This is a genomic window from Pseudomonas sp. GW821-FHT01E10 (assembly GCF_059422365.1).
In genome coordinates this window covers 753485-778988 of sequence record NZ_JBWKWT010000001.1, presented here as the reverse complement: position 1 = coordinate 778988, position 25504 = coordinate 753485, and the positions used below count along the sequence as shown (strand labels likewise).

Annotated in this window: 21 protein-coding genes, 1 tRNA gene and 1 pseudogene; 8 read left to right on the top strand and 15 right to left on the bottom strand. The window is 59.9% G+C overall.

From position 1 onward, the window contains the following. Positions 1 to 7: 7 nt before the first annotated feature. Entirely contained in the window at positions 8 to 1117 is a 1110-nt protein-coding gene (locus AC07V0_RS03495) for a PilT/PilU family type 4a pilus ATPase (protein ID WP_086946288.1), read from the top strand. A 60-nt stretch (positions 1118 to 1177) separates the two neighbouring features. On the opposite strand, the gene AC07V0_RS03490 is transcribed toward AC07V0_RS03495, so the two are convergent. The 11 genes from AC07V0_RS03490 to AC07V0_RS03440 all read right to left on the bottom strand — a co-directional run bounded on the left by AC07V0_RS03490 (position 1178) and on the right by AC07V0_RS03440 (position 15511). After that, complete coding sequence (locus tag AC07V0_RS03490; protein ID WP_457327016.1) at positions 1178 to 3133, bottom strand: acetoacetate--CoA ligase; 1956 nt, start codon at positions 3131 to 3133, stop codon at positions 1178 to 1180. A gap of 152 nt (positions 3134 to 3285) precedes the next feature. Further along, positions 3286 to 4059: a 3-hydroxybutyrate dehydrogenase gene (gene hbdH, locus AC07V0_RS03485; protein WP_018927665.1), complete on the bottom strand. Its 774-nt coding sequence runs from the start codon at positions 4057 to 4059 to the stop codon at positions 3286 to 3288. Between the two features lie 7 nt (positions 4060 to 4066). Continuing rightward, on the bottom strand, positions 4067 to 5458 hold the full coding sequence (locus tag AC07V0_RS03480; protein WP_495019385.1) for a GntP family permease: 1392 nt from the start codon (positions 5456 to 5458) through the stop codon (positions 4067 to 4069). Positions 5459 to 5745: 287 nt separating this feature from the next. After that, a complete protein-coding gene (locus AC07V0_RS03475; protein WP_258613851.1) occupies positions 5746 to 7161 on the bottom strand; it encodes a sigma-54 interaction domain-containing protein in 1416 nt (471 codons plus the stop codon). A 44-nt stretch (positions 7162 to 7205) separates the two neighbouring features. Then, positions 7206 to 8786: an ABC transporter ATP-binding protein gene (locus tag AC07V0_RS03470; RefSeq protein ID WP_018927668.1), complete on the bottom strand. Its 1581-nt coding sequence runs from the start codon at positions 8784 to 8786 to the stop codon at positions 7206 to 7208. A gap of 14 nt (positions 8787 to 8800) precedes the next feature. Continuing rightward, positions 8801 to 9823, bottom strand: coding sequence for an ABC transporter permease (locus tag AC07V0_RS03465; RefSeq protein ID WP_258613852.1), 1023 nt, complete (start codon positions 9821 to 9823; stop codon positions 8801 to 8803). Continuing rightward, positions 9823 to 10884 (bottom strand): microcin C ABC transporter permease YejB, encoded by a 1062-nt coding sequence (locus tag AC07V0_RS03460; RefSeq protein WP_018927670.1) that lies wholly within the window; start codon positions 10882 to 10884, stop codon positions 9823 to 9825. Before AC07V0_RS03460 ends, AC07V0_RS03465 begins: the two co-directional genes overlap by 1 nt. Beyond that, entirely contained in the window at positions 10884 to 12752 is a 1869-nt protein-coding gene (locus tag AC07V0_RS03455) for an extracellular solute-binding protein (protein WP_192351078.1), read from the bottom strand. The genes AC07V0_RS03460 and AC07V0_RS03455 overlap by 1 nt, the downstream gene beginning before the upstream one ends. Positions 12753 to 12887: 135 nt before the next feature. Further along, a complete protein-coding gene (locus AC07V0_RS03450) occupies positions 12888 to 13169 on the bottom strand; it encodes a peptidylprolyl isomerase (protein ID WP_007933754.1) in 282 nt (93 codons plus the stop codon). A gap of 95 nt (positions 13170 to 13264) precedes the next feature. Further along, on the bottom strand, positions 13265 to 14146 hold the full coding sequence (locus AC07V0_RS03445; RefSeq protein ID WP_018927672.1) for an esterase/lipase family protein: 882 nt from the start codon (positions 14144 to 14146) through the stop codon (positions 13265 to 13267). 285 nt (positions 14147 to 14431) lie between these two features. Next, positions 14432 to 15511 carry a 3-deoxy-7-phosphoheptulonate synthase gene (locus AC07V0_RS03440; RefSeq protein ID WP_064617101.1) on the bottom strand — a complete coding sequence of 360 codons (1080 nt, stop codon included), beginning with the start codon at positions 15509 to 15511 and terminating at the stop codon, positions 14432 to 14434. Positions 15512 to 16156: 645 nt separating this feature from the next. On the opposite strand from AC07V0_RS03440, the gene AC07V0_RS03435 reads away from it, so the two are divergent. The 7 genes and pseudogenes from AC07V0_RS03435 to AC07V0_RS03405 form a co-directional block, all read left to right on the top strand. Next, positions 16157 to 16915 (top strand): carbon-nitrogen hydrolase family protein, encoded by a 759-nt coding sequence (locus tag AC07V0_RS03435; protein WP_457327019.1) that lies wholly within the window; start codon positions 16157 to 16159, stop codon positions 16913 to 16915. Then, complete coding sequence (locus AC07V0_RS03430; RefSeq protein WP_018927675.1) at positions 16916 to 17359, top strand: GNAT family N-acetyltransferase; 444 nt, start codon at positions 16916 to 16918, stop codon at positions 17357 to 17359. A gap of 127 nt (positions 17360 to 17486) precedes the next feature. Next, entirely contained in the window at positions 17487 to 18128 is a 642-nt protein-coding gene (gene gacA / locus AC07V0_RS03425; RefSeq protein ID WP_008015884.1) for a response regulator transcription factor GacA, read from the top strand. A 2-nt stretch (positions 18129 to 18130) separates the two neighbouring features. Next, a complete protein-coding gene (gene uvrC / locus AC07V0_RS03420; protein ID WP_007933764.1) occupies positions 18131 to 19954 on the top strand; it encodes an excinuclease ABC subunit UvrC in 1824 nt (607 codons plus the stop codon). 33 nt (positions 19955 to 19987) lie between these two features. Continuing rightward, complete coding sequence (gene pgsA / locus AC07V0_RS03415) at positions 19988 to 20548, top strand: CDP-diacylglycerol--glycerol-3-phosphate 3-phosphatidyltransferase (RefSeq protein ID WP_007933765.1); 561 nt, start codon at positions 19988 to 19990, stop codon at positions 20546 to 20548. 63 nt (positions 20549 to 20611) lie between these two features. Continuing rightward, positions 20612 to 20687, top strand: a tRNA-Gly gene (locus AC07V0_RS03410). A 285-nt stretch (positions 20688 to 20972) separates the two neighbouring features. Next, positions 20973 to 21796: pseudogene (locus tag AC07V0_RS03405) on the top strand (tyrosine-type recombinase/integrase); the annotation flags it as partial. Positions 21797 to 22335: 539 nt separating this feature from the next. Here AC07V0_RS03405 and AC07V0_RS03400 read toward each other — a convergent pair. From AC07V0_RS03400 to AC07V0_RS03385, 4 genes are all read right to left on the bottom strand, one after another. Then, the gene (locus AC07V0_RS03400; RefSeq protein ID WP_495019384.1) at positions 22336 to 23124 is read right to left on the bottom strand and encodes an enoyl-CoA hydratase/isomerase family protein; all 789 of its coding nucleotides are present in this window, start codon (positions 23122 to 23124) and stop codon (positions 22336 to 22338) included. A 30-nt stretch (positions 23125 to 23154) separates the two neighbouring features. Further along, a complete protein-coding gene (locus AC07V0_RS03395) occupies positions 23155 to 24051 on the bottom strand; it encodes an alpha/beta hydrolase (protein WP_495019383.1) in 897 nt (298 codons plus the stop codon). Between the two features lie 101 nt (positions 24052 to 24152). Next, positions 24153 to 24773 carry a flavin reductase family protein gene (locus AC07V0_RS03390; RefSeq protein WP_086946296.1) on the bottom strand — a complete coding sequence of 207 codons (621 nt, stop codon included), beginning with the start codon at positions 24771 to 24773 and terminating at the stop codon, positions 24153 to 24155. A 230-nt stretch (positions 24774 to 25003) separates the two neighbouring features. After that, on the bottom strand, positions 25004 to 25417 hold the full coding sequence (locus AC07V0_RS03385) for a tautomerase family protein (protein ID WP_123585015.1): 414 nt from the start codon (positions 25415 to 25417) through the stop codon (positions 25004 to 25006). Positions 25418 to 25504 lie beyond the last annotated feature (87 nt).

Genomic DNA, 25504 nt, shown 5'->3' with positions numbered 1-25504 from the left:
TTTTGCCATGGAAATCGATGCACTGTTGCAGATTCTGGCCAGCCGCCATGGCTCCGATCTTTACCTGTCCACGGGCGCGCCACCCAGCGCGAAATTTGACGGTGTGCTCAAAGCCCTGACCGATCAACCGTTCAAGCCGGGAGAAGTGGCGGCCATTGCCGCGTCCATCATGGACGCCGAACAGCGCCTGGAGTTCGATCGGGACCTGGAAATGAACCTGGCACTTTCCCTGCCCGGGGTCGGGCGTTTCCGGCTCAATATCTTCAAGCAGCGCAATGATGTGTCCATCGTGGCGCGCAACATCAAGCTCGACATTCCACGCTTCGAAGACCTCAACTTGCCACCGGTGCTGCTCGAAACCGTGATGCTCAAACAAGGGCTGATGCTGTTTGTCGGTTCGACCGGCTCGGGCAAGTCGACCTCGCTGGCAGCGCTGATCGATTACCGCAACCGCCATAGCAGTGGCCATATCATCACTATCGAAGACCCGGTCGAGTTTATCCATCGGCACAAGAAGTCGATCGTCAATCAGCGCGAGGTCGGCGTCGATACCCGCAGTTTCCACGCTGCGCTGAAAAACACGTTGCGCCAGGCACCGGACGTGGTGTTGATCGGCGAAATCCGTGACCGCGAGACTATGGAACATGCGCTGGCGTTTGCCGATACCGGTCATCTGGTGATTTCCACGTTGCATGCGCACAACGCCAATCAGGCGCTGGATCGGGTGATTAACTTCTTTCCCGAAGAGCGCCGGGGGCAGTTGCTCAACGACCTGGGTAACAACCTCAAGGCGTTTGTGTCCCAGCGTCTGGTACGTACCCGCGACGGGCAGCGCCGGGCGGCGGTGGAGGTGATGCTGGGCACACCAACCATCGGCGACCTGATCCGGCGCAATGAGTTTGGCGAACTCAAGGGGATCATGGAGAAGTCTTCAGAGGTGGGAATGCAGACGTTTGACGGGGCGCTGTTCGCGCTGTTTGCCGAGGGCGCAATCGATGAGGCAGAGGCGTTGAAACATGCTGATTCGGTGAACAATCTGCGCTTGCGCCTGAAAATGCACGCCGAGGCAACACCCGGCCCCCATACGCCGCCGGGTGAATGGGGGCTGATGGACTGAAGGGGACGACGCTGTTCAAAAATGCGGGAGCGGGTTTGCTCCCACAGTAGATCTACGGCGTCAGTCGTTCAGTTCGGGGCGGTTTCGAAATTGCTCCAGGGCTTCGGGGTTGGCCAGTGCATCGGTGTTCTTCACCTTCTGGCCATGCACCACGTTGCGCACCGCCAACTCGACCACCTTGCCGCTGATGGTCCGCGGAATGTCCGTCACCGCGACAATCTTCGCCGGCACATGCCGTGGCGTGGTGTTGGCGCGGATGACCTGGCGGATCTGTTGTTGCAGCGTTTCGTCCAGCTCGACGCCTTCGCGCAAGCGCACGAACAGCACCACTCGCACGTCATCCTGCCATTGCTGACCGATGGCGACGCTGTCCAGCACCTGCGGGATTTTCTCCACCTGACGGTAGATTTCCGCCGTGCCGATGCGTACGCCGCCGGGGTTGAGCACCGCGTCGGAGCGGCCGTGGATCAGCATGCCGCCATGGGGCAGTTGCTCGGCGTAATCGCCCTGGGCCCAGACGCCGGGGAACAGGCTGAAATACGAAGCGCGCAGCTTTTCCTGTTGCGGGTCGTTCCACAAGCCGATGGGCATGGCCGGAAAATGTCGGGTGCACACCAGTTCGCCTTTTTCACCGATCACAGGCTTGCCATCGTCGTTCCACACTTCGACCGCCATGCCCAGGCTCTTGCATTGCATCTCACCACGGCGCACCGGCAGGACCGGGTTGCCAATCACAAAGCACGAAACGATATCGGTACCACCGGACATCGAAGACAGGCACAGGTCGGACTTGAACGCGCGGTAGACGTAATCGAAGCTTTGCGGCGACAGCGCCGAGCCGGTGGACAGGATGGTTCTCAGGCTGCTCAGATCATGACTTTCGCACGGCTTCAAGCCGTTGCTTTCCAGCGCTGTGAGGAATTTCGGGCTGGTGCCGAAGACATTGAGGCGTTCGTCGTCGATCAGGTCGATCAAGCGCTCCGGCCCTGGATGAAACGGCGAGCCGTCATACAGCACCACGGCGCTGCCGACGGCCAACGCCGAGACCAGCCAATTCCACATCATCCAGCCGCAGGTGGTGTAGTAGAACAAACGGTCACCGGCACCGAGGTCGGTGTGCAGGCCATGTTCCTTGACGTGTTGCAGCAGCACGCCGCCGGTGCCGTGCACAATGCACTTCGGTACGCCGGTGGTGCCGCTGGAGTAGAGGATGTACAGCGGATGGGCGAAAGGCACGGGAACGAATTGCGGCTCGCCGCCCGGGTCGTAAAAATCGTCCCACAGCGTCACGTTGGCCTGGCAGCGGAAATCCTCGATGCGCGCTTGAGGACGCGCATAAGGCACAACAATCAATTGCTGCAAGGACGGCAACTGTCCGAGGATTTCATTGACCTTGGTGGTCTGGTCGATCTCTTTGCCGGCGTAGCGGTAACCGGCGCAGGTGATCAGCACTTTCGGTTCGATCTGGCCGAAGCGATCGATCACCCCGTGGGTGCCGAAGTCCGGTGAAGAACAGGACCAGATTGCACCCAGGCTGGTGGTGGCGAGCATGGCCACCAGGGTCTGCCAGGTGTTCGGCATACACGCTGCCACGCGGTCGCCGAGGCCGACACCGGCGGCTTTCAGGCTATTTTGAAAACCGGCGACGTGACTTGCCAGTTCGGCCCAGGTCAGCTGTTCCCGTTGGCCGCTTTCACCAATGGCGACCACGGCCACGGCATCGTCACGACGGCGCAGCAGGTGTTCGGCGAAGTTCAAGGTAGCGCCGGGGAACCACTGCGCGCTGGGCATTTGCGCGCCTTCGATCAGCACCGCGTCTGGCTGATCGTGAAAACGGATGTCAAAGAAATCGACGATGGCCTGCCAGAAGGCTTCACGCTGGTCGATGCTCCATTGGTGCAGGGCAGGGTAGTCGGCGATCCCAAGGGTGTGTCGCTGATTGACGAAACGCCGGAAGGCCTCCATGCGGCTCTTGCCGATGCGCTCGGTGCCGGGTTGCCAGAGGATGTCGGACATGGCTTGGCCTCTTCTTGTTTATGCATCACACACAGGCTTTTGTGGCGAGGGAGCTTGCTCCCGCTGGACAGCGCAGCTGTCCCAAAACCTATTTACGACTGCTTCGCAGCCGAACGGGAGCAAGCTCCCTCGCCACAGGGGCCGGCGGCAGGCTACTGCGCCAACCACCCACCATCTATATTCCACGCTGCGCCACGCACCTGGCTACCGGCTTCGCTGCATAAAAACAGCACCAACTCACCCAGCTGCGGCGGCGTCACGAATTCCAGGGAGGGCTGTTTCTCGGCCAGCAAATCGTGTTGCGCCTGCTGCGGGTCAATCCCGGTCGCGGCGCGATCATCAATCTGCTTCTGCACCAGCGGCGTCAGCACCCAGCCTGGGCAAATGGCGTTGCAGGTAACGTTGGTGGTGGCGGTTTCCAGGCCGACCACTTTGGTCAGGCCGATCACGCCATGCTTGGCCGCGACATACGCCGCTTTACCCACCGAACCGACCTGGCCGTGCACCGAAGCGATGTTGATGATGCGTCCCCAGCCCTTGGTACGCATGCCCGGCAGGCTCAAGCGGGTGCTGTGGAACACCGACGACAGGTTGATCGCAATAATCGAGTCCCAGCGCTCCACCGGAAAATCTTCCACCGCCGCCACGTGCTGGATGCCGGCGTTGTTGACCAGGATATCCACGCCGCCGAACTCACGCTCGGCGTACTCGATCATATCGGCGATCTGCGCCGGGTCGCTGACGTCGGCCGGGTGATGGCCGACCTTGCCACCGAATTGCTCGACCTCAGCGATCACCGTCGACGCATCGCCGAAACCGTTGAGGATCAGGTTGGCGCCAGCCTTGGCCAGGCTCAGGGCGATCCCCAGACCGATGCCGCTGGTGGAACCGGTGACCAGTGCGGTCTTGCCCGAAAGAGTCGTCATGAATACCTCACACAATGCCAGTGGCGTAGAAAGTACCGATCACCACAAAAACAGCGAGTGTCTTGATCAGCGTAATACAGAAAATGTCTTTGTAGGCCTCGCGGTGGGTCAACCCGGTGACCGCCAGCAAGGTAATCACCGCGCCGTTGTGCGGCAGCGTGTCCATGCCGCCACTGGCCATCGCCGCGACCCGATGCAGCACTTCCAGGGGAATATTGGCGGCGTGGGCAGCGCTGATGAAACTCTCGGACATCGCCGCCAAAGCGATGCTCATCCCGCCTGACGCCGAGCCGGTGATGCCGGCCAGCAAGGTCACAGTGATCGCTTCATTGACCAACGGGTTGGGAATGCTCTTGAGCCAGTCGGCCAGCACCAGAAAACCTGGCAACGAGGCGATCACCGCCCCGAAACCGTATTCCGATGCAGTATTCATCGCTGCCAGCAATGCGCCGCTGACCGCACTTTTACTGCCTTCGGCCAACCGGCCGCGAATAGCCTGAAAACCGAACACCAGCACCATGACGATGCCCACCAGCAAGGCTGCCTGGACCGCCCAGATCGCCGTCAGCTTGGCGATGTCGGTGGTCACCGGAACGGCCATGCCCGGCAGCGAGAGGCTGTGGGTCTTGCCGTACCACACAGGAATCCAACGGGTGAACAGCAGGTTCATCAGGCCCACCATCAACAGCGGCGACAGCGCGATCCACGGGTTGGGCAGTTTGATGTCCGGTGCGGTTTCCGGTTCGTTGCGCAGTTCTGAACCGTAACCTTCACCCGTGCGCTGGGCCTTGTTGCGCTGGCGCTGCAGAAACAGCATGCCGGCACTGAACACGAAAATCGTGCCGATCACTCCCAGCCACGGCGCCGCCCAGGCGGTGGTGTTGAAGAAGGTGCTGGGGATGATGTTCTGGATCTGCGGCGTGCCAGGCAGGGCGTCCATGGTGAACGAGAACGCGCCGAGGGCGATGGTCGCCGGGATCAGGCGTTTGGGAATATTGCTCTGGCGGAACATCTCGGCGGCAAACGGGTACACCGCAAACACCGCCACAAACAGCGACACACCGCCGTACGTGAGCAGGGCGCAGACCAGCACGATCACCAGCATCGCCTGACGGGTGCCGAGCAAGCGAATCGCCGCCGCGACGATGGAGCGGGAGAATCCCGACAACTCGATCAGCTTGCCGAACACCGCGCCGAGCAGGAACACCGGGAAATACAGTTTGACGAAGCCGACCATCTTTTCCATGAACACCCCGGTGAAGACGGGGGCTACGGCGGAAGGGTCGGTGAACAGGACGGCGCCGAGGGCGGCGATCGGGGCAAAGAGGATAACGCTGTAGCCACGGTAAGCAGCCACCATCAGCAGCGCGAGGGCTGCCAAGGCAATGATCACACTCATGGTGTGTCTCTCCAGGATTGTTATTTTTGTAGGGTGAAGCTTGGTGGGAGGGCTATAGCGGCTTTCGTGCCAGCTATCTAAGCTATTGAAATATAAGGAGATTATTTGTTTGTGAAGTGATTTTGGTGATTTTTGTCTCTGTATTGAGATTTCTGGCGATTGTGCTGACGCTTTCGCGGGCAAGCCTCGCTCCTACGGGAGTGTGGTTATCTACGAAATTGCACGACCCGTAGGAGCGAGGCTTGCCCGCGAAGAGGCCCTATCTACCAATAGAGATGCATGTCTCTTTATAGAGACTCAGCAATCCCCAGCGCCGCCATCTTCTTGTACAGCGTCGACCGCCCCAGCCCCAACCGCGCCGCCGCTTCGATTACCTTCCCACCGCATTGCGCGAGGGTCGATTCAATCAACTGCCGATCAAACCGTTCGCGAGCCTCACTGAAGGTTTCATGGGCAATCGGCTCAAGGGGCAGAGGCGCCGCACGCTCCACCGGGGTAAAGCTGCCAATCGCCGCGCGGATATCCGCCGCGTTCAGCATCAAGTCATCACTGAGCAACGCCGCCCGCTCCAGCACGTTGCGCAGTTCACGAATGTTCCCCGGCCAGGCGTGTTGCCCCAACAAATCCAGGGCTTCGCGGTTCAATTCGTGCTGGCTGCGCAGTTCCTCAAGGATCGCTTCACTGAGGGCCGGCAGGTCGTCGAGGCGATCACGCAGGGGCGGGACCTGGATCGGCAGCACATTGAGGCGGTAATACAGATCGGCGCGAAACTCGCCGCGTTTGATCGCCGCCACCAGATCGGTGGAGGTGGCGGCGATCACTCGCACATCACTCTGAATCACCTCGTTGGAGCCCACCGGTTCGAATTCCTTCTCCTGCAACACCCGTAGCAACTTGCTTTGCAACGGCAGCGGCATGTCGCCGATTTCGTCGAGAAACAGCGTGCCGCCCTGGGCGATTTGCAACTTGCCGGCGCGGCCCTTGCGATCGGCGCCGGTGAACGCGCCGGGCGCGGTGCCGAAGAACTCGGCTTCCAGCAGCGACTCGGGAATCGCTGCGCTGTTGATGCTGACGAAGGCTTTATGCGCCCGGGGTGATGCGCCGTGGATCGCCTGGGCCAGCAGTTCCTTGCCGGTGCCGGTTTCACCGAGCAACAACACCGGCGACTCTGCACTGGCGCTGCGTCGGGCGCGGCGTTTGACTTCGAGGCTGGCGGCGCTGGTGCCGATGAAGTGCGCGAAGTTGTACTTGGTCTGTCGCGCTCGCAGCAGCGAGCGGGTGGACGCCAGTTCTTCCTGCATGCTCAGGTAGCGCTTGAGCATTGGCGACAGGCTGCGCAATTCGTCGAACAGGGCAAAACCGATGGCGCCGATCACCGCGCCGGCATCGTCGTGAATCGGCAGGCGCATCACCACCAGCGGTTCCTTGGGGGTGTCTTGCATGTCCAGCAGAATCGGCCGTCCGGTACGCACCACCTCGCGCAACAGGCTGCCGGGGATCACGCTTTCACAGGCCCTGCCGATGGCGCCTGCGGCCGACTCCAGGCCGAATCGCCGGGCATAGCGCTCGTTCATCCAGACAATGTTCGCATCGCGGTCGACAATCACCGTGCCTTCGCTCGATTGCTCGATGATCTCGAACAGCGAGCGGATCGCCAGGGTGCGAACGCGCTGGTAGTCCTTGAGGCTTTCGGTGGTGTTCATCGGAGTGTCCATTTTTGGAAATCAAGATCAAAAGATCGCAGGGATTATGCCAACCCCGGATGCGCCGCCGCCAACAGCTCTTTGGTGTATGGGTGTTGCGGTGATTCGAACACCGTGTGGCTAGCGCCGCTTTCCACCACTTTGCCGTCCTTGATCACGATCATGTCGTGGGCCAGGGCACGCACCACCGCCAGGTCGTGGCTGATGAACAGGTAGGTCAGGCCATATTTCTCCTGAAGCTGGCGGAGCAGGGCGACCACTTGTTTTTGCACCGTGCGATCGAGGGCCGAGGTCGGTTCGTCGAGCAGGATCAACGCCGGTTTGAGCACCAGCGCGCGGGCAATGGCAATGCGTTGGCGCTGCCCGCCGGAAAATTCGTGCGGGTAGCGATGACGGCTTTGCGGATCGAGGCCGACTTCTTCCAGCACCCGGATGACCTGGGCTTCGCATTGGGCAGGGGTGGACTGGCTATGGACCTCAAGGCCTTCACTGATGATCTGCGCCACGGACATTCGCGGGCTGAGGCTGCCAAAAGGATCCTGGAATACCACCTGCATCTTCTTGCGCCATGGCCGCAGTTGCTTTTGCGTCAGGCCATCCAACGCCTGCCCCTGAAAGCGAATGCTGCCTTCGGAATCAAGCAAGCGCAGGATCGCCTGACCGAGCGTGGACTTGCCTGAGCCGGACTCACCGACGATGCCCAGGGTCTTGCCGCGCTGAACGTTCAGGCTGATGCCGTCCACTGCGCGCAGGTACGTCTTACGCTGGAACAGCCCGCCACCGAGGGTGAACTGCACTTGCAGATTCTCCACTTCCAGCACGTTTTCACGCTCGTCCCGGGGCAGGGCTTCACCTTCCGGTTCGGCGTTCAGCAGCACACAGCTGTATGGGTGTTTCGGCTCGGTGAACAGCGTTTCGCAAGGTGCCTGCTCGACGATTTCCCCGGCGTGCATCACGCACACCCGCTGGGCCATGCTGCGCACCAGATTGAGGTCGTGGCTGATCAGCAGCAGCGACATGCCAAGCTGCTGTTGCAGGGATTTGAGCAGCCGCAGGATCTTGCGCTGCACCGTCACATCCAGCGCGGTGGTCGGCTCGTCGGCGATCAGCAATTCCGGTTCGCAGGCCAGGGCCATGGCGATCATTACCCGTTGTCGCTGGCCGCCGGACAGTTGATGAGGGTAGGCCTTGAGCCGCTCTTCGGGCTTCTGGATGCCCACCAGTTGCAGTAATTCCAGAATCCGCGCTTGCGCCGCTTTGCCACCCAGCCCTTTGTGCAGCAGCAGGGTTTCGCCGATCTGTTTCTCGATGCTGTGCAGCGGATTGAGGGAGGTCATCGGCTCCTGGAATATGATCGCGATCCGGTTACCGCGCAGTTCGCGCAAGACGTTAGCGTCGGCGCCGATCAATTCCTGGCCGCGATAGCGAATGCTGCCGGTGGTTTGCGTACCGTTTTCGGGCAGCAGTTGCAGGATCGAGTGGGCGGTCACCGACTTGCCGGATCCGGACTCGCCGACCAGCGCCAGGCATTCGCCGGGGCGAATGTCCAGAGATAGGTTGCGCACCACGGTCTGGCCACTGAAGGCCACATTGAGGTCACGGATTTCGATCAGGTTGTCAGTCATTTCACCAGTCCGCTTCAAGAACGAGGGTCAAAGGCATCACGCAACGCCTCGCCAATGAACACCAGCAAAGAAAGAATCAGCGCCAGGGTGAAAAACGCCGTCAGCCCCAGCCACGGCGCTTGCAGGTTCTGTTTGCCTTGGCCAATCAATTCGCCCAGGGACGCACTGCCGGCCGGCATGCCGAAACCGAGGAAATCCAGCGCCGTGAGGGTGGATATCGCCCCGGTCAGGATGAACGGCAGATAACTCAGGGTGGCGTTCATTGCGTTGGGCAGAATGTGTCGCACGATCACCTTGCGGTCGGTCAGGCCCAACGCACGGGCGGCTTTGACGTATTCCAGGTTACGCCCGCGCAGGAACTCGGCGCGCACTACGTCCACCAGGGCCAGCCAGGAAAACAACGCCATGATCCCCAACAGCCACCAGAAGTTCGGCTCGACGAAGCCCGACAGAATGATCAGCAGGTACAGCACGGGCAGCCCCGACCAGACTTCCTGCAAGCGCTGACCAAGCAAGTCGACCCAGCCGCCGTAATAGCCCTGCAATGCACCGGCGGCGATACCGATCAAGGCGCTGATAAACGTCAGCATCAGCGCAAACAGGATCGACACCCGTGCCCCGAAAATCACTCGCGCCAGCACGTCCCGGGCCTGATCGTCGGTGCCCAGCCAGTTGACCTTCGACGGCGGACTTGGCGCCGGTTGATTGAGATCGTAATTGGGCGTGTCGTCGCTGAACGGGATCGGCGCAAACAGCATCCAGCCGTCGCCCTTGTGAATCAGCTTCTGCACGTAATCGCTGCGGAAATCGGCCTGAAACGGCAACTGGCCGCCGAATTCTTGCTCGGTGTGGTGTTTGAACGCCGGGAAGTACAGCGAGCCCTGATAACTGACCACCAGCGGTTGGTCATTGGCGATCAGTTCGCCGCCCAGGGTCAGCAGGAACAAACCGACAAACAACCACAACGACCACCAGCCCCGGCGGTTTTTCTTGAAGCGTTCAAAACGGCGACGGCCCAGCGGCGAGAGTTTGAACATCAGGCGTTCCTCGCGGCGAAGTCGATACGCGGATCGACCAGGGTGTAGCACAGGTCACCGATGATTTTTATCAGCAGGCCGAACAAGGTGAAGATGAACAGCGAACCGAATACCACCGGATAGTCCCGCGATACTGCCGCTTCGTAACTCATGCGACCCAGGCCATCGAGGGAGAAAATCACTTCGATCAGCAGCGAGCCGGCGAAGAAAACGCTGATAAAGGCCTGGGGAATTCCCGAGACCACCAGCAGCATGGCGTTGCGAAACACATGGCCGTAAAGCACCTGGCGTTCGCTCAAGCCCTTGGCCCGGGCGGTGACCACGTACTGGCGGGTGATTTCATTGAGGAAGGAATTTTTGGTGAGGATGGTCAGGGTCGCAAAGCCGCCGACCACCAGCGCCGTTACCGGCAGTACCAGGTGCCAGAAGTAATCGGCGATCTTGCCCACCGTCGACAGCGAATCGAAGTTGTCCGAGACCAGGCCGCGCACCGGAAACCAGTTCAGCGAGGTGCCACCGGCGAAGACCACGATCAGGAACATCGCGAACAGGAACGCCGGCATCGCGTAACCGATGATGATCGCGGTGCTGCTCCAGATATCGAAATGGCTGCCGTGGTGCACGGCCTTGCGGATGCCCAGCGGAATCGACACCAGATAAGTGATCAACGTCGCCCAGAGCCCGAGGGAAATGGTCACCGGCATTTTATCCAGGATCAGGTCGGTGACCGTGGCACCGCGAAAAAAGCTCTTGCCGAAGTCGAGGTGGGCGTAGCTCTTGAGCATCAGCCACAAGCGTTCCGGCGCCGGCTTGTCGAAGCCGTATTGCTTTTCGATCTCCTTGATCAGCTGCGGATCGAGCCCGCGGCTGGCCCGAGAGCTGCCGTGCATGGTCTCACTGGAACCGCCGCCGACACTCGCGCCACCGATGCCTTGCAAGTGCGCGATGGCCTGTTCCACCGGGCCACCGGGCGCGGCCTGGACGATGGCGAAGTTGACCAGAAGAATGATCACTAAAGTCGGGATGATCAGCAGCAAGCGCCGCAGTACGTAAGCCCACATCAGTGCGACCCTCCGGATTTGCCGCGCTTGATGAGTTCGGCGGTCATCTGTTCGTTGGTCAGGGGGGTGGAGCTGACTTCCCACCAACTCTCGATGGCTTCGTCATTGCTTGCTTGTACAGAGGGAATGCCGAAGCGGTTCCACCACACGGTCGAACTGCCGGGCGGGTAATAGTTGGGAATCCAATAGAAGTTCCATTGCAGGACACGGTCCAGGGCATGGGCGTAGCGCAGCATGTCGGCCTGGGTGTTGGCGCGGACCAGGCCGTTGATCAACGTATCGACCGCCGGGTTCTTCAGCACCATGTAGTTGTTGGAGCCCGGATCGCTGGCCGCTGCCGAGCCAAAGTAGTTGTACAGCTCGTTACCCGGCGAGTTGGTGACCGGGTAGCCGGTGACGATCATGTCGTAGTCCCGGGACATCAGGCGGTTGACGTACTGGGAGGCGTCGATGCGACGAATGTTCAGGTCGATGCCGATTTGTTTCAGGGTGCGCTTGTAAGGCAGCAGCAATCGGTCCATGCCGTTCTGGCTGATCAGGAAGGTGAAGCTCAGCGGTTGACCTTCGGCGTTGACCAGTTGATCGCCATCGGGTTTCCAGCCGGCCTGTTCGAGCAGGTCCAGGGCTTGCAACTGTTTGTCGCGAATCACGCCGCTGCCATCGGTTTTCGGTGCTTCGAAGACCTGAGTGAAGACTTCGTCGGGGATCTGCCCGCGCAGCGGTTCGAGAATCGCCCGCTCACCCGCGTCGGGCAGTTGTCGGGCGGCGAGGTCGGTGTTGGAAAAGAAACTCTGCTGGCGGATGTACAGGTCGCGCATCATCTGCCGGTTGCTCCATTCGAAATCCCAGAGCATGGCCAGCGCTTGGCGCACGCGGCGGTCCTGGAACATCGGGTTTTGCAAGTTAAATACAAAACCCTGGGACGGTTGTGGTGCCTGCGTTGCCAGGTGGGCTTTTTGCAGACGACCGTCGCGCAAGGCCGGGCTCTCGTAGCCGATGGAGTAGGCGGTGGCGGAGAATTCGCGGTTGTAGTCGTAGGCGCCGCCACGCAGGACCTGACGGGCGACGTCGGTGTCGCCGAAGTACTCGATGCTGAAATGATCGAAGTTGTAGAGGCCGCGACTGACCGGTAAATCCCTGGCCCACCAGTCGGCGTTACGCTCGAAGGTGATGCTGCGCCCGGAGTCGACCTTGCTCACGCGGTACGGCCCGCTGCCCAGCGGCGGCTCGTAACCGCCACCGTTGGCGAAGTCGCGGGTTTTCCACCAGTGTTCGGGAAGCACCGGCAAAGTGGCGATGTCGAGGGGCAGGGTGCGGTTTTCGTTGCTCTTGAAGTCGAACCGAATGGTTTGCGGTGATTCCACTTCGACGCCTTTGACGTCGGCGAATTGCGTGCGATAGCGCAGGCTGCCCTGGGTCATCAGCAGGTCGAAAGTGTAGCGCACGTCTTCGGCGGTGATCGGCTTGCCATCGGCGAAACGGGCCTTCGGGTTCAGGTAGAAACGCAGGGACAGTCCATCGTCGGAACGCTCCATCTGCTGCGCCACCAGGCCGTACACGGTGTAGGGTTCGTCCAGTGAACGCACGGCCAGGGGCGAGTAGATCAAGCCATCGACTTGTGTGACGCCAATCCCTTTGTCGATGTACGGCAGGATGTGGTCGAAATGACCGATTTCCAGCGCCGAGCGACGCATCGTGCCGCCCTTGGGCGCTTGCGGGTTGGTGTAGTCGAAATGACTGAAACCGGCGGGATACTTCGCCGGTTCACCGTACACGGTCAACGCCTGTTGCGGTGCAGCGCTCACACCGGCGGCGCCCAACAGCAGGGCCACGGCAGTGAACAGTAAAGTGGGGAAAGCCAGTCGCATTGTCAGCCTTAGAGCCGGGTGATCGATAAGCACAATTTGTACGCTAGCGGCGCGTCCCTCGCCAGCCGTATCACGTAACGAAAACACAACGGCCCACCAAAAGGCGGGCCGTTGTGGAGAAAACTCAGGGGTTGATCAGTCCTGACGGCTGGTCACTTCCAGCAGGTGGTAACCGAACTGGGTCTTGACCGGGCCTTGCACCACGTTGATTGGCGCGCTGAAAACCACGGTGTCGAATTCCTTGACCATCTGGCCTGGACCGAACGAACCCAGGTCACCGCCCTGGCGGCTTGATGGGCAGCTGGAGTTGGCTTTGGCGACTTCGGCGAAATCGGCGCCGGCTTCGATCTGGGCCTTGAGTTCGTTGCACTTGGCTTCGCTGGAAACCAGGATGTGGCGGGCGGTGGCTTTGGCCATGGGAAAATACTCCATTCAATGTTCAGTAAAGTGCGGAGCCTACCGGATTCAGAGGGCTATTTCTTCTCAAAATGCCGTCCAGCTTAAGGCATTGTCTAAAGCCCGGCATTTCTTAAGCGTTCGGCATGTTGCACATACAGGTCAATGGGGTCGATGCCCTTGCGGACTTGACCTGTGGTCTGGCTGAGGCTGTCCAGATGATCCAGCGGATAGTCGGAACGGATCACTTTACCCAGATGGGAGCTGAACCGGCCGACCATGCCGTCATTCTGCTCGGCTTCGGTGGTGAAGTAGTGGGAGAACGCCCGCAGGAACCCGTGCAGCGGGTTGAGCGCATAGAGCCCTTCGTCGAGGATGTTTCCCTGCAGGGTGCCGCTCCAGGAGTAGTAGCGTACGCCGTTCACCAGTTCGCGACCCTTGCCGCCCCAGGTTTTCGGCAACCCTTGAGGGTACTTGTCGTTGAAGGCACCAACGCCTTCGGTGGTCAGCGCGTTGAGTGCGGCGATGGCGTTCTGCGGCAGGTGCCGGTTGCCGCTGAGCAACGACAGGAAGTCGGCGAACAGGGTGGCCACCGCCCCGGCGACCTGTTCTGGCAGGCGCCCGGGCGTCAGCGCCTTGCGCAGGAAGTCGGCCAGTTCCGAGCCGTGGTTCGGGCCGCTGACCGATGTCACTGAAGCGACCATCTGTGGCGCCAGCGCCCCCGCATATCGTGCAGCCAGTGCGCCCTGGCTGTGACCAATCAGGTTGACTTTGCTTGCACCGGTTCCTTGCAGTACCCGTTCGATCTGCACCAGCAACTGTTCGCCACGGGTTTCATTGCTGTGGGTCGCCGACAGGTGCGGGATGAAAACCCTCGCACCGGCGCTTCTCAGGGCCTGTTTGACGTCATGGAACAGTTCGAGTTTGCCGATGCGATCAAAGCCGAAGAGCCCGTGGACCAGCAGGATCGGATAGTCAGTGGTTGCATTCCGTAGCATGTACATTTCCTTTTTCGGAGTAGGTCAGGTGTGTGCTCAAGGGGGCACTCTAAAGCACACCCACCGCTCGGCGATGTATGAAAAAGCCGCTGTAACCTGATGAAAACGGAATAGAAATCGTACGAAAACTCGAATGAGCGTGAGGTCTTGGTCGGAATATCCGGACATCTTTTTAACGATGGCCGAGATATTTCTTTCGATGACCTACCGCTGGTAGGTCATTTTTCCGTGTAAACCGACCCGATCGCCCTGCATCGCGGATCTCGGTGCCACCGCTTACTTTGGCTACTGAGTGCTTCGTTGTGCACGAAGTCGCTCGGCGCCCTGCAACAACAATTGTTCCGTCCCGGTCCAGCCAAGGCAGCCGTCCGTTACCGACACCCCGTACCGCAACGAAGGGCTCAACGGTTGGCAGCCTTCGAACAGATGACTCTCAATCATCATGCCGACCAGCGAGCGATCACCTTGCAGGCGTTGTTCCAGCACGTCGTTGAACACGGCGGGCTGACGTAACGGATCTTTACCGCTGTTGGCGTGGCTGCAGTCGACCATGATCCGCGCCGGAATCTTGAGTCTGGTCAAGTCGCTGTGCACTTTGGCAATGCTGTCGCGGTCGTAGTTCGGCCCGCGATGGCCACCGCGCAATACCAGGTGAGTGTCGGGGTTGCCCGGTGTCTGGATAATCGCAGGATGGCCCTGGCTGTCGACACCGAAATGGCGGTGCGGATGAGCGGCCGAGCGCATGGCGTCGCTGGCGACAGCCACACCACCATCGGTGCCGTTCTTGAACCCTACCGGCATGCTCAGGCCACTGGCCATTTCCCGATGGATCTGCGATTCGGTGGTGCGGGCGCCGATCGCGACCCAGCTCAGCAGGTCGTCAAAGTAACCGGCGGCCATCGGTTGCAGCAGCTCGGTGGCAACGGGCAGGCCCAGTTGGAGCATTTCGCGCATCAATTCGCGGGACAGGGTCAAACCGCCCGCCATGTCATCGCTGCCATCCAGGTGCGGGTCGTAGGCCAGGCCTTTCCAGCCGACCGTGGTGCGGGGTTTTTCGACGTAGGCGCGCATCACCAGCAGCATCTCGTCGCCGACTTGTGCAGACAGACGGGCCAGGTTGGCGGCGTATTCGAGGGCAGAACGAGGGTCGTGAATCGAGCAGGGACCGACGATCACCAGCAGACGGGAGTCTTCACCGTTGAGGATCGCGCGGACGGCCTGGCGGTGGGCGGCGACTTGTTGGGTCAGGGCATTGCTGAGTGGCAGTTGCTGTTTGAGTTGCAATGAGCTGGGCAGACGCAAGGTCAGCGCTTCATTGGCAGGGCTCAAGGTGGACAGCGGCAGAGCAGAGACGGACGAGTTCATATTCGGGCTTCCTGGGCTGGCGGCGGGTTCGTCCCGCGCGCTCGGCCCTAGTGGGGTGTTCGACAATTGGCCGGATTGGCTGCGTGTGTGTGCTTGCCACCTGTGGGTGACCGATCGGAGGCGGCAGGCTGTCCCGAGCGGCAGCTGGTAAATCGCCAGGCGGTAAAAGTGTCGTAACGGTAATAAGTGGCGTAATTCATGTCGTAAATCCTCAAGTTGTCTGGTGTAACGCAAAAAATGTTCAGGGCTGAAAAAACAAAACCCCCGGTCGGGAGGCCGACCGGGGGTTGAGAATTCTCTGGTGGCGACCCGTTTAAAGTGGGCGCCGTGTGGGTATCAGGCGCGCCAGTGGCTAAACCAATACCCAAAATAAAAGCTGACCGAAGCACAAACGTCATTCGCCCGGGCAGCCGCAACCGAGCGCGGGGCGCTGGCGGTACGAAGCGGTGAGAGGGCGTTGAACATGGTCTGTCTCCGAAGAATGAGCCGAGCTTACTAGAGGCCGGTACGCGGATTCAATCAGAAAATGCTATCGGGCATCACGGGACGTTTCTATCGGTTGGGTGCGTCGGGAGTTGTGACACACTTTACGCAACGGGCGGCGTGTAACCGGCGTCCAAACCATCAACCTCAGAGGGACGAACCATGACGACGCTGACCATCGCCGCCGCACAATCGATCTCCGTCGCCGGTGATCTTGCCGCCAATATTGCCCGGCACCTGCGCTTCATGCAGGTTGCCGCGGAGCGGGGCGTGCAATTGCTGGTGTTTCCAGAACTGTCGCTGACCGGCTACGAGCGCGGTCTGGCAGCGGAGCTGACCATCGCGCCAGACGCCAGAGTGCTGCAACCTCTGCGCGATTTCGCGCGGGAGGTCGGTGTGACCAGTGTCGTCGGGATGCCGATTCGTCTGTCGGACGATTCGCCGGTGTTGATCGGTGCCCTGGTGTTGGGGGCCGATGGTTCGCTCGAGATCTACAGCAAGCAGCATTTGCACCCAGGGGAGGAGGTGGCATTTGCCCCGGGAACAGGCGGTTCGACATTGAAGATCGGCACCGACACCGTCGCGTTGGCGGTATGCGCCGATTTTTCTCACGCCAGTCATGCAGCCGCCGCGGCACGGCAGGGCGCTGATCTTTATGCCGCGGGCGTGTTGATTACAGAAAGCGGCTACGCTCCAGATACCGCATTGTTGCAAGGTTATGCCCGCACCCACTCGATGGCGGTACTGATGGCCAACCATGGTGGCGCAACGGGTGGCTGGGAGTCGGCAGGGCGTAGTGCAATCTGGGCGGCGGACGGCTCGTTGGTTGCGGCGGCACCGGGGACGGGGAATCTCATGGTGGTTGCTCGTCGCAATGCTGACGGCTGGAAGGGGCAAATCGTGACTGTCGCGGAGGCTTGAATGGGGTTCGAATTGCGCCCGGCAACGTCTCGTGACCTGGACTTCGCGCGTGACCTGACTTGTCGAAATATGCTGCGCTACTACATTCAACATGAACTGTTGTGGCTGGATGAGGCTTTCGATGTTGCTTGGGAGGGACGCGAAAACTGGCTGATTGTGCGTGATGACACACTGATGGGGTATGTCAGCCTGAGCCGTGACGCCAGCGCCTTGTATATCCGCGAATTGCATTTACTTGAAGCGTACCGGGGGCAGGGTGCTGGCTCCTGGGTGATCGATCAGGTATTCGCCATGGCCTGCAAGGAACGGCGCCCGGCATTGCGTCTGACCGTATTTGAAAATAATCCGGCAAAAATACTTTACGAGAGAAAAGGACTGAAGGTGGTCGGCAAGGACCAGTGTTTCCTGAGAATGCAGCGTGATATCAATGGACTGCATCGCTGAAACACACTGCCAGCAAGCCTCGCCAGAAGAATTGACACTTTTTATATGCTGCTTTCCGCTAGGTCTGCCAGTCGCTTTTTGCTAAGGTGTCCGGCAACCCAATAAGACCAAATCGCGAGGTGTCTGCTTGATTAGGGTGCTAGTAGTCGATGACCATGATCTCGTTCGTACAGGCATTACACGAATGCTGGCTGACATCGATGGCCTGCAAGTAGTCGGTCAGGCCGAGTCGGGAGAGGAATCCCTGCTCAAAGCGCGTGAGTTGAAACCCGATGTGGTGCTGATGGACGTCAAGATGCCCGGGATCGGCGGTCTTGAAGCCACGCGCAAATTACTGCGCAGTCATCCCGACATCAAAGTCGTCGCGGTCACCGTGTGCGAAGAAGATCCGTTTCCAACCCGCCTGTTACAGGCAGGTGCCGCGGGCTACCTGACCAAGGGCGCCGGATTGCCGGAAATGGTCCAGGCCATTCGCCTGGTGTTTGCCGGGCAACGCTATATCAGCCCGCAAATTGCCCAGCAACTGGCAATCAAGTCGTTCCAGCCAACCAACGATTCGCCGTTCGACGCCTTGTCTGAGCGGGAAATCCAGATTGCGTTGATGATTGTCGGCTGTCAGAAGGTGCAGATCATCTCCGACAAACTGTGCCTGTCGCCAAAAACAGTGAATACCTACCGTTACCGTATTTTCGAAAAGCTTTCGATCAGCAGCGATGTCGAGTTGACGCTGTTGGCGGTTCGTCACGGCATGGTTGATGCCAGCCTCTGAAAATGACTGAAACCTTCGATCCAAGTGCTTTTCTGTCGACGGTCAGTGGGCGGCCGGGTGTCTATCGCATGTTCGACAGCGATGCCCGTCTGCTTTATGTCGGCAAAGCCAAGAATCTCAAGAAACGCTTGGCGAGCTACTTCCGCAAAACCGGTCTGGCTCCCAAGACCGCCGCGCTGGTAGGGCGTATCGCCCAGGTCGAAACCACCATCACGGCCAACGAAACAGAGGCCTTGCTACTCGAGCAGACGCTGATCAAGGAATGGCGCCCGCCGTACAACATCCTGCTGCGCGACGATAAGTCCTACCCTTATGTCTTTCTCTCGGATGGCCAGTTCCCGCGTTTGAGCATCCATCGCGGAGCGAAAAAGGCCAAGGGCAAGTATTTCGGCCCTTACCCCAGCGCAGGAGCGATCCGCGAAAGCCTGAGCCTGCTGCAAAAGGCTTTTTTTGTACGTCAGTGCGAAGACAGCTATTACAAGAACCGCACGCGACCTTGCCTGCAATACCAGATCAAGCGCTGCAAGGCGCCGTGTGTCGGCCTGGTCGAGCCCGAAGTGTATGCCGAAGATGTTCGCCACTCGGTGATGTTTCTTGAAGGGCGCAGCAACGCGTTGGCGGACGAGTTGTCCGCGGCCATGGAGGAAGCGGCGGTCAATCTGGAGTTCGAACGGGCCGCCGAATTGCGCGACCAGATCTCATTGCTGCGCCGGGTCCAGGACCAGCAGAGCATGGAAGGCGGGACGGGCGATGTCGATGTGATCGCAGCGTTCGTCAATCCGGGTGGCGCCTGTGTGCACTTGATCAGCGTACGCGGCGGTCGGGTGTTGGGGAGCAAGAACTTCTTCCCGCAGGTGGGTATTGAAGAAGACGTTTCCGAAGTCATGGCGGCGTTTCTCGGCCAGTACTTCATCAGCAGTCCCGAGCGCGACTTGCCGAGCGAGCTGATCGTCAACGTGGTTCACGAAGACTTTCCGACCCTGATTGCGGCCATTGAAGAGCTGCGCGGTCGTGAACTGACCATCAGTCATCGTGTACGGGGCACCCGAGCGCGCTGGCAGCAATTGGCGGTCACCAATGCCGAGCAGGCGCTGGGCGCACGTCTGGCGAACCGGCAACACGTCGCGGCACGTTTCGATGCCCTGGCCGAAGTACTGAGCCTGGACGAGCCGCCGCAACGTCTTGAGTGCTACGACATCAGTCATTCCAGTGGCGAGGCCACCGTGGCGTCCTGCGTGGTGTTCGGCCCGGAAGGCCCGATCAAGTCCGACTACCGCCGCTACAACATCGAAGGCGTCACGCCGGGCGACGACTATGCCGCGATGCACCAGGCCCTGACCCGACGCTTCAGCAAGTTGAAGGACGGGGAGGGCAAACTGCCGGACATTCTGCTGGTCGACGGCGGTAAAGGTCAGCTGTCGATGGCCCGTGACGTGCTCAATGAGCTGGCCGTGCCCGACCTGATTCTGCTGGGCGTGGCCAAGGGGGCGACGCGCAAGGCCGGTTTCGAAACCTTGTACCTCAACGATGCGGCCCATGAATTCACCTTGCGCGGTGATTCCCCCGCGCTGCATTTGATCCAGCAGATCCGCGACGAAGCTCACCGTTTTGCCATCACCGGGCACCGTGCACGGCGCGGTAAAACCCGCCGCACCTCGACGCTTGAGGGGGTTGCCGGTGTAGGACCGACACGTCGACGGGATTTGTTGAAACATTTTGGTGGATTGCAGGAGCTGTCTCGTGCCAGCATCGAAGAGATCGCCAAAGCACCCGGGATCAGTAAAAAGCTCGCAGAGTTGATTTATGCAAATCTGCACAGCGAGTAGAATGCCCAACTCACCTCGTAGCCAGTTGTGTCGATGAATATCCCTAATCTGATTACCGTTCTACGCGTCCTGCTCATCCCGATCTTCATTTTGCTGTTTTACTTGCCTTACCACTGGAGCTATCTGGCGTCGGCTTCGGTTTTTGCCTTTGCCGCCGCGACCGACTGGCTGGACGGGTATCTGGCCCGACGTCTGGAACAAAGCACACCGTTCGGGGCTTTCCTCGATCCTGTTGCGGACAAGCTGATGGTCGCCGTTGCGCTGGTGCTGCTAGTGCAAGAACACGGCAACCTGTGGCTCACACTGCCGGCCGCCGTCATCATCGGTCGTGAAATCGTCGTATCGGCACTGCGCGAGTGGATGGCCGAACTCGGTGCCCGTGCCCATGTGGCGGTGTCGAACCTGGGCAAATGGAAAACCGCCGCGCAAATGCTGGCGCTGGTGATCCTGCTGGCCAATCCGTCGGACTTCAGCTTCTGGGTCCTGATGGGCTACGCTTTGCTGATGGTGTCCGCTGGCCTGACCTTGTGGTCCATGGTCCAGTACTTGCGGGCCGCCTGGCCGCATCTGAAGACGGATGTGGAAAAGAAATAAAACTTTTTTGAATCAAGGGGTTGACGGGGCATCTGGATTCTATAGAATGCGCCTCACCAAGACGCGGGAATAGCTCAGTTGGTAGAGCACGACCTTGCCAAGGTCGGGGTCGCGAGTTCGAGTCTCGTTTCCCGCTCCAAATATTGCACTGCAGAGTTCTACTGAATTCTGTAAGTGATTGAAATCAGGACCTTCGGGTCCTTTTTTCGTTCCGGCGGGAACCACTGAAATCCAGCACCATCCAGTGCTTTTGAGTCCTGAATTGAGTCCCGAATGAGAGTCTTGAATTCGGACGCGCACTGAATCGGTTTGTTGCTGGAGCAGCTTGGATCGCGAGATGAGCATCTGGCCCTGGCCCTGACTCTGATCAGGAGCTCGCTATGGCACTCTCGGATACGACCGTTCGGCAAGCCAGAATCACCGGCAACGAATGGGGTATGCCGACCAACTGACCGGTCATGGGATGAGGGCGACGATTTCGACGGCGCTTAATGAGATTGGCTACCCCAAGGTATGGGTCGACGCGCAGCTTTCTCATGCGGATCCGGACAAGGTGAGTGCGGCCTACAATCACGCGGAATACGTCGAGCAGCGCCGGACCATGATGCAGGATTGGGCGAATAGATTGGACCTTTGGGGGCAGGGCAAACCGAAAGCAGCAAGTTCTCCCCTAACCATTCGTTTAGAGGGCGCAGCTTCGCTGCCCTTACTGGAAAACGCGAAGGGAAATGCCGTTCTGTACAGCAGCAGCTTTGCACCGGCGACCGCCCCATCGACGATGCTGGTCAGTAGCGAGAAAGACCCCATTGGGTCTATCCAATTGCCTGTCGTGCCCGCTCCAGCGCAAACTGAAAAACTCACAACTCTCACGTGTCTGACATCCAGCGTGAACGGGCCGAAATGTTGGCCACGTTTGAGGCTTCAAGTAACTTGCCGCTGCTGGTCTTCGCCAGACTGGCAGGTAAATCCCGCGATCAAATCAATCGCGAGATCAAGGCCCGGCGCCTACTGTCCCTGAGCCTGGGGAATCGCGGACAGCGCATTCCCGATTGGCAGCTTGATCCATTGCGGCACAAGTTGGTGCTCGCGGTGTTGATGCGGTCTCCGGATGTGGATGCATGGAGGCTTTATCGCGCGCTTTGTAAGCCTCATGAGCGATTAAAAGGTCGTTCGCCAATCGACGTACTCACTCTGGAAAATTTCGACGTGACTGCACGAATCGTTTGCAGTGCCCTGGGTTCAAGCTGAGGTGCTGTCATCTTGCGGTGATAACGGATGCTGCTGCTTGCTTGGAACCATCTAGCGCGGGCTGCTCCTGGAGGCGTGGACTTCACAAGTCGCCTGAGGTGTCGGAGATGGTCGGCAACAGACTTCTATTGCGCCCCTGGAAAGCGTGTTCGCAATCCGCGTCAGGTTTGGCCACCTTTCTTTACATGGCTAGATTTCCGTCAGTTCGAGGCCGGACATCGCCATGAAGGAGGGAGTCCTCAGGTAGAACAGCGAGGTGTAGTTGCTAAATCGGCACGATGCAGCGGAACCGCGCATCCCTGCGTTCTTGCACGACTTCAACCCGGAGCGGTTCAACCGCTACCCGCATGCGCACAGAAACTTTACGCGTATTGACATCATGAACCAGTGCCTTCAGCGCCCGTAGTGCGCCCCGGTAACGATAGTGACGCTGTGCGGTTCATGCCGCTTCCAGCGCACCGATCCTCTCATGCGCCTCGACCACCCGCGCCAGCAATTCCTGCATGTTCCGTTCCTTGACTCGGTTTGCGTAGCGGAAATCAACGACCCTTGAATTCGAGCTCCAGACGCGGCGTACCGGCCTTCAGGGCCTTGATGGCCGAAGCAAGCCCGTTCTTCGCGTCTTCTGTCTCGAACAAGGGCATGGCAATGTTGAACATCACATCGTCGGCCGCCTGGATACCGCCGTTTGCCCAGGCGCGCAGCAAGGCTTTGTGAGCTGAGTGGGCGCGTGTGGGGCCATGCACAAACTTCGCGGCGAACGCATGCGCCGTTGCAAACAGTTCGGCATCGGCGACGACGCGGTTGATTACGCCGAAGCGCTCCATCGTCGCGGCGGGGACACGCTCGGAAGTCAGCGCCCATTCCATGGCTCGTACGCGTCCTGCACGTTCGGCGACGCGGTAGATGCCGCCCAACAGGGTCACTAAGGCAAGCGACTGTTCCGGATGGCAGAATGTTGCGCTTTCGGCGGCAAAGATTACATCGGCACGCAACGCCAGTTCGAAACCACCGCCTGCGCACAAGCCTTGCACCACGGCGATGACAGGCAGGGGCAGACGTTCGAAGCGATTGAAGACGTCCATGTAACCCTCGAAGCGTGCACGCAACTGGCGGGGGGTGTCATCGGGCCAGGACATGATGTCGCCGCCAAAGCTGAAGCTCTCGCCTTCGGCGCGCACCAGCACAACGCGTGCGTCACTGCGTTCGATCGCGCTGACTGCCGTAGCCAGTTCGTCAACCATCTGGTCGTCAATGCGGTTTTGCGGCGAGCGATCAAGAATGATCGTTGCTATGCCGTTCTCGATGGTATGGGTGAGATGAGACATGTCGGGCTCCTGCGTTGTCGCAAGTTGAGGTTAGGAGAGGTGTTCCTTGAACCAGTCCAGCGCGGCGGTACTTGATTGATCGAATCTGGTGATGTACGGATCGAAGTGGCCGCCGGGAATCGTCACGAGGCGCTTTGGCTCAACGGCACGCTCGTAGGCGGCCAGCTCAAGATCGGTCAGCGTGATCGTGTCCTGCAGCGCGACGATCATCAGCAGCGGCGTGGGGGACACGCGCGCAATCCACGTGCCCGGTTCGTACATGCGCGCAGCGCGCGTCGAGCGCACCGTGACGTTGTTCTCCCAGGCTCCGTCGGGTACGGGCTGCAGATAGAACTCGATGGCTTCCTTGGTGCGGTACGAAGCAGGGACGGCCGGATCGGCGCTGACGATTGCCTGCCTACGCGGCGGCTCGCCGCGTGCTTGCGCGCGCTCGTCCGCCGTGAAGGCCTCCTCGATGGCGGCGACAGCATCAGGCGGAATGCGGCGCAGTCCTTGCTCGAAGCCGCTGATCGTCGGCACCTGCGCGACGACCGCACGCAAGCGGCGTTCGGTTGCGCCAAGCACGAGTGCGTGACCGCCGGAATAGCTCGTGCCCCATAAGCCGATGCGCTTCGCGTCGACGGCGTCCTGGTCTTCGAGGAAGCTGATCGCGCGCCGCCAATCGGCGATCTGACTCCATGGGTCGATATCCTGGCGCGGCGTGCCTTCGCTGGCGCCGAAGTTGCGGTGATCGTGCAGGAGGACGACAAAGCCGTTGGAGGCAAATTTCTCTGCGAATGGCTCCAGGCCGTGCTCCTTCACGCCGGCATAACCATGCGCCATCGTGATGGCAGGATAGGGGGCGGTGCCGCCGGTGGGAATATAGAGCCAGCCGCGCAGCGTGACGCCGCCCTCGGCTTCGAACGCGATATCGGTACGTCGAAACATGGAAGTTCTCCTTGTAGAAAGAGGTCAGGCGGCGCCGTAAACCCTATGCGCAGCGGCAGTTCATGCCTTCCACCCTTTTGCCTCGGTCACTCGATGCCAGGTCAATTGCCTGGTCGCTCAAGCGTGAAGAGCTGCTCCGCGCCGATTTCGAAGTAGTCGGCCGGCCCACCTCCGCGCAGGATCGGGCGCGCATGCGCAGTCTGATACACGCCGTCTTTGATCAGTTGCTGGTCAATGTGGATCGCTACTACTTCGCCCAACACCAGCCACGCCGGGAGCGCAGCACCGCTTTGCGCCTCAAGCTGCACGATCTGGGTGACCACGCACTCGAACTGCACCGGGCTAGCCGCAACGCGCGATGGCCGTACTTTTGCGGAGGGCAGCGTCTCCAAATTGGCCAACTCGAATTCATCGACGTCCGCTGGCGCCATCGCCGCAGAGGCGTTCATCGCCTCGGCGAGTTCTCGCGTCGCCAGATTCCATACGAACTCGCCGGTCGCACGCGCATTGGCGAGCGAGTCCTTCGCGCCAAGCGAGCAAAAGCCGATAATCGGCGGCTTGTAGCTGAATAGGTTAAAAAAGCTGTAGGGAGCAAGGTTACGTACGCCGTCGTTGGAGACAGTACTGATCCAGCCGATCGGGCGCGGAGCGACGATGGCGTTGAGCGGATCGTGCCGCAGGGAATGTCCCTGCGCCGGTTCGTAGAAATGCCAATCGGTCATAGCTTTACCTCTTTGGGGACGAGCGCAAGGACTGTCGCCTACAGTGCCTCCGGCTCGGTGCGCGTGCGCAACACCATGGTCGAAGTGATGGCTGCATTCATCCCGATACCCGTCCAGAGCATGGTGTCGGATCGGAGCCACATGAGCGCCACGCCTGAGAAACGAACGAGACATTCGTTTCGAGTCAATTCCGCTGCACCGTTTCCAAGAACCGGGCAGTTTCGTATTTCTTACTTGTTTACCCAAGGCATGGAGAGGTCAATGTCAGAGACCAGCTTGCCACCGCCGAAGCTCATGTTCTCCAAGGGAACGGCATACATGATCAGGCTGATATCGTCCTGGCTGACGCCCACCTTTTCTACCGCGTAACGGGTGACCAGCTCCGCGAGCTTGCGTTTCTGCTCCACTGTCCTGCTCGTGCCTATCGTCACCGTTACGACCATGCGCTTGTCAGATCTCTTCATGTCAGGAAAAGTCGGATGGATGAAAAGCTCATCGTCCTTGTGCTCACTGATGATGACGAAACGGTCATCCTTGGGCGTATCCATGGCTTCATGAAGAGCGAGATTCAAGGCATCCGCCAGCGCGCGTTTCTCTTCGCTAGAGAATTTTTGAGCTGGAATGTGGGCGTGGAATATTGGCATGAGTGTTTCCTCGGTGGTGTTGTTCAGGTTAAATGAGGCGATGAAGTGCGTTTCGATGTGTGCGCTGCCTCAGCGGCCTCGGCAACC

What these genes read in the sequence shown, in the direction of transcription:
- AC07V0_RS03450 (WP_007933754.1), bottom strand. Translation starts at nt 13,169, where the DNA reads ATGGCCAAAGCCACCGCCCGCCACATCCTGGTTTCCAGCGAAGCCAAG.
- AC07V0_RS03470 (WP_018927668.1), bottom strand. Translation starts at nt 8,786, where the DNA reads ATGACTGACAACCTGATCGAAATCCGTGACCTCAATGTGGCCTTCAGT.
- AC07V0_RS03390 (WP_086946296.1), bottom strand. Translation starts at nt 24,773, where the DNA reads ATGACCGATTGGCATTTCTACGAACCGGCGCAGGGACATTCCCTGCGG.
- hbdH (WP_018927665.1), bottom strand. Translation starts at nt 4,059, where the DNA reads ATGACGACTCTTTCGGGCAAGACCGCACTGGTCACCGGTTCCACCAGC.
- AC07V0_RS03435 (WP_457327019.1), top strand. Translation starts at nt 16,157, where the DNA reads ATGACGACGCTGACCATCGCCGCCGCACAATCGATCTCCGTCGCCGGT.
- AC07V0_RS03430 (WP_018927675.1), top strand. Translation starts at nt 16,916, where the DNA reads ATGGGGTTCGAATTGCGCCCGGCAACGTCTCGTGACCTGGACTTCGCG.
- AC07V0_RS03475 (WP_258613851.1), bottom strand. Translation starts at nt 7,161, where the DNA reads ATGAACACCACCGAAAGCCTCAAGGACTACCAGCGCGTTCGCACCCTG.
- AC07V0_RS03480 (WP_495019385.1), bottom strand. Translation starts at nt 5,458, where the DNA reads ATGAGTGTGATCATTGCCTTGGCAGCCCTCGCGCTGCTGATGGTGGCT.
- AC07V0_RS03490 (WP_457327016.1), bottom strand. Translation starts at nt 3,133, where the DNA reads ATGTCCGACATCCTCTGGCAACCCGGCACCGAGCGCATCGGCAAGAGC.
- AC07V0_RS03440 (WP_064617101.1), bottom strand. Translation starts at nt 15,511, where the DNA reads ATGAACTCGTCCGTCTCTGCTCTGCCGCTGTCCACCTTGAGCCCTGCC.
- AC07V0_RS03465 (WP_258613852.1), bottom strand. Translation starts at nt 9,823, where the DNA reads ATGTTCAAACTCTCGCCGCTGGGCCGTCGCCGTTTTGAACGCTTCAAG.
- AC07V0_RS03395 (WP_495019383.1), bottom strand. Translation starts at nt 24,051, where the DNA reads ATGTTTCGACGTACCGATATCGCGTTCGAAGCCGAGGGCGGCGTCACG.
- AC07V0_RS03400 (WP_495019384.1), bottom strand. Translation starts at nt 23,124, where the DNA reads ATGTCTCATCTCACCCATACCATCGAGAACGGCATAGCAACGATCATT.
- AC07V0_RS03445 (WP_018927672.1), bottom strand. Translation starts at nt 14,146, where the DNA reads ATGCTACGGAATGCAACCACTGACTATCCGATCCTGCTGGTCCACGGG.
- AC07V0_RS03460 (WP_018927670.1), bottom strand. Translation starts at nt 10,884, where the DNA reads ATGTGGGCTTACGTACTGCGGCGCTTGCTGCTGATCATCCCGACTTTA.
- uvrC (WP_007933764.1), top strand. Translation starts at nt 18,131, where the DNA reads ATGACTGAAACCTTCGATCCAAGTGCTTTTCTGTCGACGGTCAGTGGG.
- AC07V0_RS03495 (WP_086946288.1), top strand. Translation starts at nt 8, where the DNA reads ATGGAAATCGATGCACTGTTGCAGATTCTGGCCAGCCGCCATGGCTCC.
- AC07V0_RS03455 (WP_192351078.1), bottom strand. Translation starts at nt 12,752, where the DNA reads ATGCGACTGGCTTTCCCCACTTTACTGTTCACTGCCGTGGCCCTGCTG.
- AC07V0_RS03385 (WP_123585015.1), bottom strand. Translation starts at nt 25,417, where the DNA reads ATGCCAATATTCCACGCCCACATTCCAGCTCAAAAATTCTCTAGCGAA.
- pgsA (WP_007933765.1), top strand. Translation starts at nt 19,988, where the DNA reads ATGAATATCCCTAATCTGATTACCGTTCTACGCGTCCTGCTCATCCCG.